At 64.0% G+C, this 13,093-nt stretch carries 13 protein-coding genes; 4 read left to right on the top strand and 9 right to left on the bottom strand.

Features of this window, described 5'->3' with window-relative positions; translation table 11 throughout:
- Position 1 precedes the first annotated feature (1 nt).
- Positions 2 to 901: an EamA family transporter gene (locus AC0L3B_RS18770; protein ID WP_018452899.1), complete on the top strand. Its 900-nt coding sequence runs from the start codon at positions 2 to 4 to the stop codon at positions 899 to 901.
- Here AC0L3B_RS18770 and AC0L3B_RS18765 read toward each other — a convergent pair.
- From AC0L3B_RS18765 to AC0L3B_RS18745, 5 genes are all read right to left on the bottom strand, one after another.
- On the bottom strand, positions 898 to 1,383 hold the full coding sequence (locus AC0L3B_RS18765) for a DUF1178 family protein (protein WP_368506888.1): 486 nt from the start codon (positions 1,381 to 1,383) through the stop codon (positions 898 to 900). The two genes, AC0L3B_RS18770 and AC0L3B_RS18765, sit on opposite strands and share 4 nt — an antisense overlap.
- On the bottom strand, positions 1,380 to 2,258 hold the full coding sequence (locus AC0L3B_RS18760; protein ID WP_085348371.1) for a carbon-nitrogen hydrolase family protein: 879 nt from the start codon (positions 2,256 to 2,258) through the stop codon (positions 1,380 to 1,382). The genes AC0L3B_RS18765 and AC0L3B_RS18760 overlap by 4 nt, the downstream gene beginning before the upstream one ends.
- Positions 2,255 to 2,530, bottom strand: coding sequence for a glutaredoxin 3 (gene grxC / locus AC0L3B_RS18755; RefSeq protein ID WP_473380891.1), 276 nt, complete (start codon positions 2,528 to 2,530; stop codon positions 2,255 to 2,257). The genes AC0L3B_RS18760 and grxC overlap by 4 nt, the downstream gene beginning before the upstream one ends.
- Before the next feature lie 47 nt (positions 2,531 to 2,577).
- Positions 2,578 to 3,375 carry a ComF family protein gene (locus AC0L3B_RS18750; RefSeq protein WP_026232415.1) on the bottom strand — a complete coding sequence of 266 codons (798 nt, stop codon included), beginning with the start codon at positions 3,373 to 3,375 and terminating at the stop codon, positions 2,578 to 2,580.
- Positions 3,376 to 3,439: 64 nt separating this feature from the next.
- Positions 3,440 to 3,754, bottom strand: a complete 315-nt coding sequence (locus AC0L3B_RS18745) for an NIPSNAP family protein (protein WP_007599187.1) — start codon at positions 3,752 to 3,754, stop codon at positions 3,440 to 3,442.
- 115 nt (positions 3,755 to 3,869) lie between these two features.
- Between AC0L3B_RS18745 and AC0L3B_RS18740 the strand changes: the two genes are divergently transcribed.
- The gene (locus AC0L3B_RS18740) at positions 3,870 to 4,739 is read left to right on the top strand and encodes a methyltransferase domain-containing protein (protein WP_085357817.1); all 870 of its coding nucleotides are present in this window, start codon (positions 3,870 to 3,872) and stop codon (positions 4,737 to 4,739) included.
- Between the two features lie 158 nt (positions 4,740 to 4,897).
- Here the strand turns inward: AC0L3B_RS18740 and AC0L3B_RS18735 are convergent, their stop codons facing one another.
- Positions 4,898 to 5,308 carry a (deoxy)nucleoside triphosphate pyrophosphohydrolase gene (locus AC0L3B_RS18735; RefSeq protein ID WP_085348366.1) on the bottom strand — a complete coding sequence of 137 codons (411 nt, stop codon included), beginning with the start codon at positions 5,306 to 5,308 and terminating at the stop codon, positions 4,898 to 4,900.
- A gap of 140 nt (positions 5,309 to 5,448) precedes the next feature.
- Between AC0L3B_RS18735 and AC0L3B_RS18730 the strand changes: the two genes are divergently transcribed.
- Entirely contained in the window at positions 5,449 to 6,804 is a 1,356-nt protein-coding gene (locus tag AC0L3B_RS18730) for a TadE/TadG family type IV pilus assembly protein (protein WP_085357815.1), read from the top strand.
- A 51-nt stretch (positions 6,805 to 6,855) separates the two neighbouring features.
- On the opposite strand, the gene argJ is transcribed toward AC0L3B_RS18730, so the two are convergent.
- Complete coding sequence (gene argJ / locus AC0L3B_RS18725) at positions 6,856 to 8,097, bottom strand: bifunctional glutamate N-acetyltransferase/amino-acid acetyltransferase ArgJ (protein ID WP_473380881.1); 1,242 nt, start codon at positions 8,095 to 8,097, stop codon at positions 6,856 to 6,858.
- Positions 8,098 to 8,199: 102 nt separating this feature from the next.
- Positions 8,200 to 9,132, bottom strand: coding sequence for a peptidylprolyl isomerase (locus AC0L3B_RS18720; RefSeq protein WP_018452911.1), 933 nt, complete (start codon positions 9,130 to 9,132; stop codon positions 8,200 to 8,202).
- 361 nt (positions 9,133 to 9,493) lie between these two features.
- On the opposite strand from AC0L3B_RS18720, the gene secA reads away from it, so the two are divergent.
- Complete coding sequence (gene secA, locus AC0L3B_RS18715; RefSeq protein ID WP_085394759.1) at positions 9,494 to 12,334, top strand: preprotein translocase subunit SecA; 2,841 nt, start codon at positions 9,494 to 9,496, stop codon at positions 12,332 to 12,334.
- A 220-nt stretch (positions 12,335 to 12,554) separates the two neighbouring features.
- Here secA and AC0L3B_RS18710 read toward each other — a convergent pair whose 3' ends face one another.
- Positions 12,555 to 12,989, bottom strand: coding sequence for a MarR family winged helix-turn-helix transcriptional regulator (locus AC0L3B_RS18710; RefSeq protein WP_007599198.1), 435 nt, complete (start codon positions 12,987 to 12,989; stop codon positions 12,555 to 12,557).
- Positions 12,990 to 13,093: the final 104 nt, after the last annotated feature.

The following is a 13,093-nucleotide window of genomic DNA, read 5'->3' as shown; positions in this document are numbered from 1 at the left end:
CATGTTGACCATCGCCAGCCTCTGGATTCCCTTCACCGTCATTGCCGCGCTCGGCCAGGTCGCGCGCAATGCGATGCAGCGGTCGCTGACGAAGCCGCTGGGGACCTGGGGCGCAACCAATATCCGCTTCCTGTTCGGCTTTCCGTTCTCGCTGCTTTTCCTGGCGGTGGTGCTGGTCGCCACCGGCGATCATCTCGATATGCCGCCCGGTGTGTTCTGGCCGTGGCTCCTGCTCGGCGCGCTCAGCCAGATCGTCGCGACCGGCCTGATGCTGCTCGCCATGAACGACCGCTCCTTCGTGGTGACGACGGCCTATTTGAAAACCGAGGCGATCCAGACCGCCATCTTCGGCTTCGTCTTCCTCGGCGATCATCTGACATGGCTGAAGGTGCTTGCGATCGTGATCGCGACAATCGGCGTCGTCATCACCGCGCTGCGTCCCGGCGGCGAGAAGAGCTTTGCCGAATTGAAGCCGACCATCACCGGCCTCGTCGCGGCCGCGGCCTTCGCGCTCTCTGCGGTCGGCTTCCGCGGCGCCATCATCAACGTGCCTGATGTCTCGTTCGTGACTGCGGCATCGTTCACGCTGGTGCTCGGCCTGTTCGTGCAGACGCTGATCCTGACGGTCTATCTGCTCTGGCGGGCGCCAAAAGTGCTTCAGTCGATCCTGAGGCTTTGGAAGCCATCGCTGCTCGCCGGCTTCATGGGCGCCTTCGCCTCGCAGTTCTGGTTCCTGGCGTTCGCGCTGACGGCCGCCGCCAATGTCCGCACCCTCGCTTTGATCGAGGTGCTGTTCGCGCAAGGCGTGGCGTACTATTCGTTCAAGCAGCCGATCGCGCCGCGCGAGATTATTGGCATCGTGCTGATCGTGGTCGGCGTGGCGGTGTTGGTGGGAGTCTAATTCCGATCTTCCGGCAGCGTCGGCAGCGGCGACACCTCGATGCCTTCGTCGATCAGCGACTTGGCCTCGTCGGGCGAGGCCTCGCCATAGATCGGACGGTGCTCCTTGTCGCCGTAATGCATCGCGCGGGCTTCGGTGGCGAATCGCTCGCCGACATTGTCGGCGTTCTTCACGATGTGATCGCGCAGCTCCTTGAGCTTGGCGCGCAGCTCGCGCTCCTGCGCCATCAACAGCGAGGTCGGTGCGGATTGCGCAGCCTGAGGCGCGGTCGCCGTGGCGGTGGGCTCAGGCGGCGGCGTGGCGCGTCCGCGGCCCTTCTTGCCGACGATGCGCGGCGCCATGATCGCCTTGTCGACCTTGGCCGAGCCGCAGATCGGACAGGTCACGAGCTTGCGCTTCACCTGCTGGTCGTACGCGGCCGAGCTCTGGAACCAACTCTCGAAGTCGTGGCTCCGGTCGCAGCGGAGCGCGTAGCGGATCATGCCGATCCCCGCACCAGGTGCAGATGATCCGGCCCCGCCTTGGGGTCGGCGACGCCGAAGCGGCGGCCGTGCTGGAGTGAGGGTATCGCGCGGCGCGCGGTCTCGACCTTGGCCGGATCGATTTTTGCCATGATGATGCCGGGCTCGACATCGCCTTCGGCGAGGATCTCGCCCCAGGGATCGATGATCAGCGAATGGCCATAAGTCTCGCGCTTGTTCTCGTGCAGGCCTGCCTGTGCCGCGGCGAAGATGAAGCAACCGGTCTCGATCGCGCGCGCACGCAACAGCACGTGCCAATGCGCCTCGCCGGTCTTGCGGGTAAAGGCCGAGGGCACCGTGATGAAGTACGCGCCGCTTTCGGCCAGCGCGCGGTAGAGCGCGGGGAAGCGCACGTCATAACAGATCGTCAGGCCGACGCGGCCCCAGGGCAGGTCGGAGATCACGGCCGTCTCGCCCGGCTGGTAATTGGCGGATTCGCGATAGCTCTCGCCGTCAGGCAGCTCGATATCGAACATGTGGATCTTGTCGTAGCTCGCGAGCACATTGCCCTCGGGCCCGATCAGGAACGAGCGGTTGACCGCTTTCTCGTCCGAAAAGCGCAGCGCCAGCGAGCCGACATGGATGTGGATCTTCAGTTCCGCCGCGAGCGCCCGGTACGCCCTCAGCGAGCTGTCATCGTCTTGGCTCTGGAGGTGCTCGAACAGGGCCTTGCGGTTGAGCTGCATCATGTTGCTGACTTCGGGCGTCTGCACGTAGTCGGCGCCATTGGCTGCAGCCTGGCGGATCAGCCTGGTGGCCTGCGCGAGGCTCGGCTCGGGCATCAGGCCGGTGCGCATTTGCACCATAGCCGCCGTGAAAGTCCTGTTGTCGCTCATGACTCCGCCTTGACGCTCTCGAGCATGGCGTCGAGCTTGCCTTCGCGATCGAGCGCGTAGAGCTCGTCGCAACCCCCGACATGGGTTCCGGCGATCCAGATCTGCGGGAAGGTCGAGCCCTCGCCGGCGCGATCGTACATCTCCTGGCGCCAGGACGGGTTCTTGGCGATATCGAACTCCGTGAAGGTCGCCTTCTTGCGGGTCAGCAGCGACTTGGCGGCGGAACAATAGCCGCAGCCCGGCCTCGTGTAGATCTCGACAGCAGCGGTCATCTTGTCTGGCGCTCTCATGTCATGAATTCATTGAATTATATGGGACTTCACCGGCTCTCGACAACCCGGGCAAACACCAGCACGTCCACTTGCGCCGCTTTGGCCCGGAGCAGGGCCCGCGCACAGGCATCCAGCGTCGCGCCCGACGTCAGGACGTCGTCGATGAGGACAATGCGCCGACCCTGGACGTCCGCCTGGCGGTCGGGGGATACCTGGAATGCGCCCTGCACATTGGTGGCGCGCTGGGCCCGCGACAGGCCGATCTGCTGCTCGGTCGCGCGTACCCGGCGCAGCACCTCAGCCTTCACTTTCACTCCGCTCTGCCGCTCGATGATCCGCGCCAGCGCCCCGGACTGGTTGTAACGGCGGCGCCAGGCCCTTCGCCAATGCAGGGGAACGGGCACCAGCATGTCGGCTTCGGCGAGCAGTTCGCCGCCCGCGCGCGCCATCCAGCGGCCCATGGCGGGCGCCAAATCCGTGCGGTCCTGGTATTTCAGCGCATGCACCAGGGTGCGCGCGACGTCGTCATAACGCACCGCGGCGCGCGCCCGCTGGTAGGCCGGCGGGCTCGCGATCGCCTCCATCGACAGCATGTCGGGCCCGGGATCGTACACAAAAGGAATGCCGAGCCGCGGGCAGTAGGGCCGTTCGATGAACGACAGCCGCGCCCAGCACGCCGCGCACACGCCCTCGCCGTCGACCGGCTCGCGGCAGGACACGCACAGCGTCGGCAGCGCGATGTCGAGTGCAAGCCTTGGCAGATGCGCCATCACACCTCGGCAGGCCTGAAGCGCGCCGCGCAAATGGCTGGAAATGGAGCGTGGTGGTGATGCCTCGGCGTCCATTGGGCAAGGCTAGCGCCGTCCTGCGCCCCGCTCAAGTCAATGGGCTGTTCTCGTCCGCGCCGGCCTACGGCTCTTTCGGCAGCACGGGCCGGAAGAACGATCGCTCATAACGGCGAAAGCAGCGCGTTTGTCTTGCGAATTCGATCGCTTTCTGGACGTCCGGATCTTCGGCGCTGTCCTTCCGATATTGCTCGTACGCCGCGAAGCTCGGGAAGCTGAACATCGCGAGGGCGACGTCGCTGGCGCCTTCCGATGGCAGGAAGTACCCGTGGTGGATGCCGCCGAATCTTGGCACTAGTTCCAGCCACATCCTGCCATAGGCTTCGAATTCGGCGAGCTTGTCCGGGGGGATCTCGTATCGCAGATAACAGGTGATCATCGTTTGACGCTCCGGCGCCGCGGGCCTGGTGCGGATTGCTAGTTTGGAACACGGGGCCGGTGTCGGCTCCATGAGGCAAGGCTAGCGCCGCGCGCAGTGGATTGCCAGAACCAGCATGATCGGCGTAACCAGCGGCATGGCTCAAGACCCGCAAACCCCGCCCGCTTTGTTCGATCGTGCCTTGCTGCGCGCGCGACAGCGCCGCGCGCAGGCGCAAGGTGCCGCGAGCTTCCTGCTGGATCGGGTCGCCGAGGACATCTCCGACCGGCTGGCCGCGGTGATGCGAGAGTTTCACACAGCGGCCGATCTCTGGACGCCCGGCGAGGGTCTCGCGGTGCTGCGCGCGCGACTGCCCTCGATCGAGCGCATTGAGCTCGATGCGTCGGGTGCGGAGAAGCTGCCCTTTGTACCGGAGAGCCTCGATCTCGTGGTCTCGGCGCTGGCGCTGCAATTCGCCAACGATCTGCCGGGTGTGCTCGCGCAGATCCGCCGCGCGCTGAGGCCGGACGGGCTGCTGCTGGCGGCGATGATCGGCGGCGACAGCCTGACCGAGCTGCGCCAGGCCTTTGCCGCCGCCGAGGCCGAATGCGAGGGCGGCGTATCGCCGCGAGTCGCACCGTTCGCCGATCTGCGCGACGTTGGCGCGCTGTTGCAGCGGGCGGGGTTTGCGCTGCCGGTCACCGATGTCGACCGCGTCGTGGTGCGCTACGCCAACGCGTTCGCGCTGATGCAGGATATCAGGCGCATGGGCGCCGCCAATGTGCTGATCGAGCGGCGACGCACGCCGAGCCGGCGATCGACGCTGCTGCGGATGGCTGAAATCTACGCGGAACGCTTTGCCGACGCCGACGGCCGCATCCGTGCGACATTCGACATCATCTGGCTTTCCGGCTGGGCGCCGCATGCGAGCCAGCAGCAGCCGCTCAAGCCTGGATCAGCGAAGGCGAGCCTGGCGGAAGCGGTGAAGAAGGCCGGAGGGACGTAAGCTCTCTCCGCCGTCATGGCCGGCATGCCGTCCGAAGGACGGCGTCGCTTCCGCTCGCCTATGTCCCGGCCATCCACGCCTCTCGGTTCAGCACGAAGATCGTGGATGCCCGGGACAAGCCCGGGCATGACGCCGAGAGTGTGGTGCCCGCTTCGAATTCACATCAACAAATCAATCAAATGCGGGATCAGCGGAATGTCCGCGGGCGGCATGGGATAGTCGCGCAGCTTGTTGGCGCGAACCCAGGCCAGGGCCTGGCCTTCGCGCGGCGTGACCTGTCCCTCCCAGCGCCGGCAAATGAAGAGCGGCATCAGGAGGTGGAAGGTCTCGTAGCCGTAGCTCGCGAATGTCAGCGGCGCCAGACAGGGTTCGGCGACGGTGATGCCGAGCTCCTCGTGGAGTTCGCGGATCAGGCTCTGTTCCGGCCGCTCGCCGGGCTCGCACTTGCCGCCGGGAAATTCCCAAAGGCCGGCCAGCGTCTTGCCCTCGGGGCGCTGCGCGATCAGGACGCGCTTGTCGGCGTCGACCAGCGCGCAAGCCACCACGAGCGTCAGTTTGAGATCAGCCATGCCTGGAATTCCGCTCGCTGAAGGATCATCCGCAACGGTTCGTTAACCCTGTTACGGCCCGTGTTTCCGAGGTCTCCATAAGTCATATTTAATCCACGGTTCCTAGAGTGGACACGCTGAAACCATTTCGGGCCAGATCCATGCGCGCTGAGTGTCGTACCATCTTCCGTCGGTTCCTTCGCGACCGGCGCGGCAATGTCGCGGTGATCTTCGCAATCTGCTGCGTCCCCCTGATCACGTTCATCGGCACCGCGATCGACTACTCCCGCGCGACGCAGGTCCGGGCCAAGCTTCAGGGCGCGGCTGACGCGGCCAGCGTCGGTGCGCTCGCCAAGGCATCGCCGGGGTTTGCCGCCGCGGGCTCGATGACCACGGACGGCACGATCACGGCCGGCGTCGACGACGCCCAGAAAATCTTCGATGCCAATCGCGCCAACCTGACCGGCTATACACTCGACAGCGTCACCCCGACCGTCGTCAAGACCGGCTCGACCATCAACTCGACTGTCTCGTTCACCGCCACCATCAACACCATGTTTCTCGGCCTGATCGGCAAGACCACACTGACCATGAGCGGCACGTCGTCGTCGACGGCCAATATGCCGCTCTATGTCGACTTCTATCTCCTGCTGGACAATTCTCCGTCGATGGGCGTCGCAGCGACACCGACCGACATAACGAAATTGCAGGGAAAGACGGGTGGATGTGCATTCGCGTGTCACGACACCACCAAGGCCGCCGGCACAAGCAACTACGACATCGCCAAAGCAAACGGCATCACGACCCGAATTGACGTGGTGCGCCAGGCGAGCGCGAACCTGATGGACACAGCCCAGAACACGCAGACCTATTCGAACCAGTTCAGAATGGCGATCTACGATTTCGGCGCTTCGTCAGCGACGATCGGATTGAGAAATCTGTTCGCGCTGTCGTCGAGCCTGAGCTCCGCCAAGACTGCGGCGGGAAACATCGACCTGATGGCGGTCGCCGGTCAGAATGACTCGTATACTAAAGACAAAGATACTCCCTTCACCACGATTTTTCCCGCGATCAATAGCGCAATCGCCTCGCCGGGAGCCGGCACATCCGCGTCACCGCTGAAATACCTGTTTTTTGTATCCGATGGGGTCGCTGACGAAACCAACTCAGGCACGACGATGTGTAGTGTCTCGTCTTCTTCGTATCCTCTCGCGTCATCGAATCGCTGTCAGTCGCCGATCAATCCGGCGCTCTGCACGGCCATCAAGGACCGCGGTATCAAGATCGCGGTGCTGTACACGACGTATCAACCACCTACCGACACCTGGTACACCACCTGGATCTCGCCCTTTAACCCCGGGCCGTGGGGGCCGTCTCCGAACAGCAAGATCGCGCAGAACATGCAGAGCTGCGCTTCGCCGGGATTCTATTTCGAGGTCAGCCCCACCCAGGGCATTTCGGAAGCGATGAACGCGCTGTTCAAGAAGGCACTCGCGGATGCGCGGATCTCGGGGTGATTTTGATCACCCCGCCCGCTTGCGGGTCAAGCGGACTCACCGCGAGTCCGGCTACGACCTGTAATCCCCGTTGATCGCGACATACTCCTTGGTGAGGTCGCAGGTCAGTACGCGGTCGCGGCCCTTGCCGAGGCCGAGCGAGACCTTGATCGCGATCTCCGGCGCCTTCATCGCTTCCGACACCTGCGCCTCGTCATAGGACGGATCTCGCGCGCCGCTCTTGGCGACGCGGATGCCGTTGAAGGAGATCGAGAGCTTGTCGCGGTCAGCCGGCTCGCCGGCCTTGCCGACCGCCATCACCACGCGGCCCCAATTGGCGTCCTCGCCGGCGATTGCGGTCTTCACCAGCGGCGAGTTCGCGATCGACATCGCGATCTTGCGCGCCGAGGCCTTGGTCTTGGCGCCCTCGACGGTGATCTCGACCAGCTTGCGGGCGCCTTCGCCGTCGCGGGCCACTTGCTCGGAAAGATTGGCGAGCACCTGGTTGAAGGCCTTGACGAAGGCTTTCAGGAGCGGGTCGGTGGCGCGACTGATCTTCGGCGCGCCGTGTTCCGCAGCAGCACCGGTGGCAAAGGCCAGCAGCGTGTCCGAGGTCGAGGTGTCGCCGTCGATCGTGACCGCGTTGAAGGTGTCCTCGACGCCGCTTTTGAGCAGCGCCTGCAGCGCGGCAGGCGCGATCGGTGCGTCGGTGAAGATGAAGGACAGCATCGTCGCCATATCGGGCGCGATCATGCCGGCACCCTTGGCCATGCCATTGATGGTGACCTTGGCTTTGCCGAGCTTCACGGTCGCGGTCGCGACCTTCGGGAAGGTGTCGGTGGTCATGATCGCCTTGGCGGCCGCCAGATAATCGCCGGCCTCGGCGGTTTCCGCGAGCCGACCGAGCACGCCATCGAACTTGCTCGCATCCAGCGGCTCGCCGATCACGCCGGTCGAGGCCAGGAAGATCTCACCCTCGGTGCATCCGACGGCCTTGGCCGCGATCTTCGCGGTCAGTGCCGTGGAGCTGCGGCCGGTCTTGCCGGTGAAGGCATTGGCGTTGCCGGAATTGACCACCAACGCGCGGGCCTTGCCGCCTTTCAGCTTGGCGCGGCACCATTCCACCGGCGCGGAGGGACATTTCGACTTGGTGAAGACGCCTGCGACCGCGGTGCCCTTGTCCATCACCGCCAGCAGCACGTCGGTGCGGTTCTTGTAGCGAATGCCGGCTTCGGCCGTCGCGAGACGGACCCCCGCGATCACGGGCATGTCGGGAACGTGTTTCGGGGCGAGGGGGGAAACGGAGGAGGACATCGGGGCGCCTTGGTGGGATCTGGACATGCAGATGCCCGGCGCGGGGGCCGGGCATCACAAAGGCTTAGATACTCTTCACGTCACCGAAGTGACAGCGAATTCTTACTTCTTCGCCGGGGGCGCCATCTTGCTGTCGGACGGCTTGGCGTCAGCCGGCTTGGCCGCATCGGCCGGCTTGGCGTCCTTTGCCGCATCCGCCGGCTGGTCCAGCCGCTCGACCTTGGCTTCCGCGCGCAGCTTGGCGACGTAATCGGCCTGGGCCTTGCGGGTGACATACTGCTCGATCTGCGCCTTGACCTGCTCGAAGTCCGGCGCCTTGCGGCTGCGCTTTTCCTCGACCTTGATGACGTGCCAGCCGAACTGCGACTTCACGGGGTCAGAGATCTTGCCCGGCTCGAGCGCGAAGGCGACCGCCGAGAATTCCGGCACCATCTGCTCCTTGGTGAAGAAGCCGAGGTCGCCGCCGTCGGCCGAGCCCGGATCCTTGGACTTCTTCTTGGCGAGTTCGGCGAAATCGGCGCCCTTGTCGAGTTCGGCCTTCACCGCCTTGGCCTCGTCCTCGGTCTCGACCAGGATGTGGCGGGCGTGCACTTCCTGCTCGCCGGTGATCTGCTTGGAGGCCTCCTCATAGACCTTCTTCATGGCATCCGGGGTGGTGGCGGCCTTGCCCTCGCCGGCGAGCAGGCTGTCCATCAGCAGGCGGTTGCGGGCGAACGCGAGCCGCTTCTTGAACTCCTCGCCCTCGGCGAGCTTCTTGTCCTCGGCGGCCTTGCCGACGATCTTCATGTCGATCAGGAAGGACAGGACGTTCTCGTCCTTGGTCGCCGGGTCCATCTGGGCGAGGCTCGGCCCGAGTTCCTCTTCGGCCATGGCGACGTCGCTCTTCTTGATTTCCGCGCCATTGACCTTCGCCAGCACCGGATCGTCGGCAGCCCGGCCGGGACCCGCGATCAGCGCCAGCGCAAGGCAGCCCACGAGGGCGGTGGCGAGGCCGAAGCGCAGGCCGGTTCTGGTTACCGGGAACGAGGTGGTCATGGAAAATCCTTTTGTTGAAGCAGGGGGCTGCTCGAGCGGGGCGGACACTCGCCCAATTCAGGGGGCCTTGGCAACGCGAAAAGTCTGTCAAAATGATGAATTAGCCGCAATGCACCCGCCGTTGACAAGGCCCTGACCGGGCCATATCTCTGCCCGGTCGCGTCCATGCGATGGCGTTTATTTTGCTGCGTTTTTGGCCGTTGAACCCAGACTTGCCCAACTCCCACCCATATGGCGGATGGACCCCCCGCAGACGGGGCTCTGGCGCCCAGCAGGCGTCACGGTGAGTTGATAGGCAGGCGGGTGACAACCTCTTGGCTGCAACGCGAACGCGGTTGAATCGCGAACACAGGAACTAAGCATGATCGGCGCGCTCGCCCGCAAGTTTTTCGGCTCCGCCAACGACCGGCGGGTGAAGGGATATCAGTCCCGCGTCAACGCGATCAACGCGCTGGAGCCCGAGGTCTCGAAACTCTCCGACGAGGCCCTCAAGGCCCGCACCGTCGAGTTCAGGAAGCAGCTCGCCGAGGGCAAGACCCTTGACGACCTGCTGGTCCCCGCTTTCGCCACGGTCCGTGAAGCCGCCAAGCGGACGCTCGGCCAGCGCCATTTCGATGTCCAGCTGATCGGCGGCATGGTGCTGCACGAGGGCGACATCGCCGAGATGAAGACCGGCGAAGGCAAGACCCTGGTCGCAACGCTCGCGGTCTACCTCAACGCGCTCGCTGGCAAGGGCGTCCACGTCGTCACGGTCAACGACTACCTCGCCCGCCGCGACTCCGCCTGGATGGGCCAGATCTACGGCTTCCTCGGCCTGACCACCGGCGTGATCGTGCACGGCCTCGACGATTCCGAGCGCAAGATGGCCTATGCCTGCGACATCACCTACGGCACCAACAACGAATACGGCTTCGACTATCTGCGCGACAACATGAAGTACCGGCTCGAGGACATGGTCCAGCGGCCGCACTTCTACGCGATCGTCGACGAAGTCGACTCCATCCTGATCGACGAAGCGCGCACGCCGCTGATCATCTCCGGCCCGCTCGACGACCGCTCCGACTTCTACAACACCATCGACGGCTTCCTGCCCAAGCTCGACAAGTCCGACTACGACGTCGACGAGAAGCAGCGCACGGTGACGCTGACCGAAGCCGGCATGGAGAAGATCGAGACGCTGCTGCGCGATGCCGGCCAGCTCAAGGGTGAATCGCTCTACGACGTCGAGAACGTTTCCGTCGTGCACCACATCAATCAGGCGCTGCGCGCCCACACGCTGTTCACGCGCGACAAGGACTACATCGTCCGCGACGACGAGGTCGTCATCATCGACGAGTTCACCGGTCGCATGATGCAGGGCCGCCGCTATTCGGAAGGCCTGCATCAGGCCCTGGAAGCCAAGGAGCACGTGCAGGTCCAGCCGGAAAACCAGACGCTGGCCTCGATCACCTTCCAGAACTATTTCCGGATGTACGAAAAGCTCGCGGGCATGACCGGCACGGCGCTGACCGAAGCCGACGAATTGTTCGACATCTACAAGCTCGAGGTCGTGGAGATCCCGACCAATTTGCCGGTCGCCCGTCTCGACGAGGACGACGAGGTCTATCGCACCCAGAACGAGAAATACGCCGCGATTCTGGCCGAGATCGAGCGCGCCAATGCGCGGCTGCAGCCGGTGCTGGTCGGCACCGCCTCGATCGAAAAATCGGAAGTGATCGCCGAATATCTCAAGAAGCACGGCTATCGGCAGATCGATTTCGGCAACGAAAATTCGATGCAGAAGCTGTACGCGGCGGCCCGCGCCGGCAAACCGGCAAAGCTGTTCGCGGTGCTGAATGCGCGCTTCCACGAGCAGGAAGCCTACATCGTCGCGGAAGCCGGCGTCCCCGGCGCGATCACGATCGCGACCAACATGGCCGGCCGCGGCACCGACATCAAGCTCGGCGGCTCGCTGGAAATGCGCATCCAGCAGGAGGCCGCTTCGATCGAGGACGAGGCCGAGAAGGCCTTGAAGATCGAGCAGATCAAGGCCGACATCGAGCACTTCCGCGACATCGTGCTGAAGGCCGAGGAAGAGGTCGAGATCGAGCCCGCGAAGGGTTCGAAGCCCGCCAAGACCGTGAAGAAGCCCGGCGGCCTCTACATCATGGGCTCCGAGCGCCACGAATCCCGCCGCATCGACAACCAGCTCCGCGGCCGCTCCGGCCGTCAGGGCGATCCCGGCCGCTCGAAATTCTTCCTGTCGCTGGAAGACGATCTGATGCGCATCTTCGGCTCGGATCGCCTCGACAGCATGTTGCAGCGTCTCGGCCTGCAGGAGGGCGAGGCCATCATCCATCCCTGGATCAACAAGGCGCTCGAAAAGGCGCAGCAGAAGGTCGAGGCGCGCAACTTCGATATCCGCAAGAATTTGCTCAAGTTCGACAACGTCCAGAACGACCAGCGCAAGGTGATATTCGACCAGCGCGTCGACCTGATGAAGGACGACAGCGTCGCCGAGACCGTCGCCGACATGCGCCACGCCTTCATCGACGACCTCGTCGCCAAGCACGTGCCCGAGCATGCCTATGCCGAGCAGTGGGACGTCGCGGGCCTGAAGGAAGAGCTCAAGCGCGTGCTCGATCTCGACCTGCCGGTCGAGGACTGGGCCAAGGAAGAGGGCATCGCCGACGAGGAGCTGCTCACGCGCATCGAGACCCGCGCCGACGAGCACATGGCCGCAAAGGTCGCGCAATGGGGTCCCGACGTGATGCGTTACGTCGAGAAGACCATCCTGCTGCAGACGCTCGACCATCTCTGGCGCGAGCATCTGATCATGCTCGACCATCTGCGCCAGGTCATCGGCCTGCGCGGCTACGGCCAGCGCGATCCGCTGCAGGAGTACAAGACCGAGGCGTTCAACCTCTTCCAGGAGATGAGCGCGCATCTGCGCGAGGCCGTCACGGCGCAGCTGATGCGGGTCGAGATCGTGCCGCCGGAGCAGGAAGCCCCGGTGCTGCCTCCGATGGAAGCGCACAAGTTCGACCCGAACACCGGCGAGGACGAAATGGCGCTCGCCAGCGTCACGCTCGGAGCGCAGGCCACCGACGCGGCGTTGCGCGATCCCAAGAACCCGGCAAGCTGGGGCAAGATCGGCCGCAACGAGGATTGCCCCTGCGGCTCAGGCAAGAAGTACAAGCACTGCCACGGGCGGTACGCTTAGCGATCAGGTGTGAGGTGCGACGTCGGCGCCTCACATTCCACTGTCTTCGCCCGGTTTAGCCGGGCGACCCAGTACGCCACGGCTTCTCGGTTCAATCACGTCAGTCTCTGGAATACTGGATCGCCCGATTAAATCGGGCGATGACATCGAGTATGGGGCGCGCGGCTCCATCTCCTTCGCCGGGACGACCGTGTGGAGAGAGCTTGCTAAACACGCCAGCTCAATTCGAGCTGTCGATCAAGCTCTCCAGCAGCCGCTTCAATTCGCTCGTCGATTTGTCGCCGTAGCTCTCCAGGATGTGCTCTTCCTGGTCGACCGCGAGCGAGTTGAGCTTCTTGCTCAGCACCTTGCCGCGATCTGAGATGAACATCAGGACCTTGCGGCGGTCGTTCGGGTCCTGCACGCGGTAGACCAGCGTGTCCGAGACCATGCGATCGATCATCTTGGTCAGCGTCGGATGGTTGAGCAGCACGGCATCCGCGAGCTCTCCCATCGAATGGCCGTTGCCATCCGACAGGACTTTCAGAATGCGCCACTGCTCGACGGGCACGCCTTCCTTGCTCAACCGCAGTTCGAGCTGCCGGTTGATCTCCCGATTGGCTTGCGCGAGCAGGTACGCGAGGTGTTCGGTGATCGGGGTGTTCGGTTTTGCCACGGCTAAGACTTTGTCTTGACCCAAATGAGTGAATGTCTTGCAATCGATGCTGCATCTATATGCACTTCAATTCTTGAATATTCAATATTTTCAAAATAGGATAT

Source organism: Bradyrhizobium sp. Kon56 (genome assembly GCF_055807635.1).
This window is presented reverse-complemented; position numbering and strand designations above follow the sequence as displayed.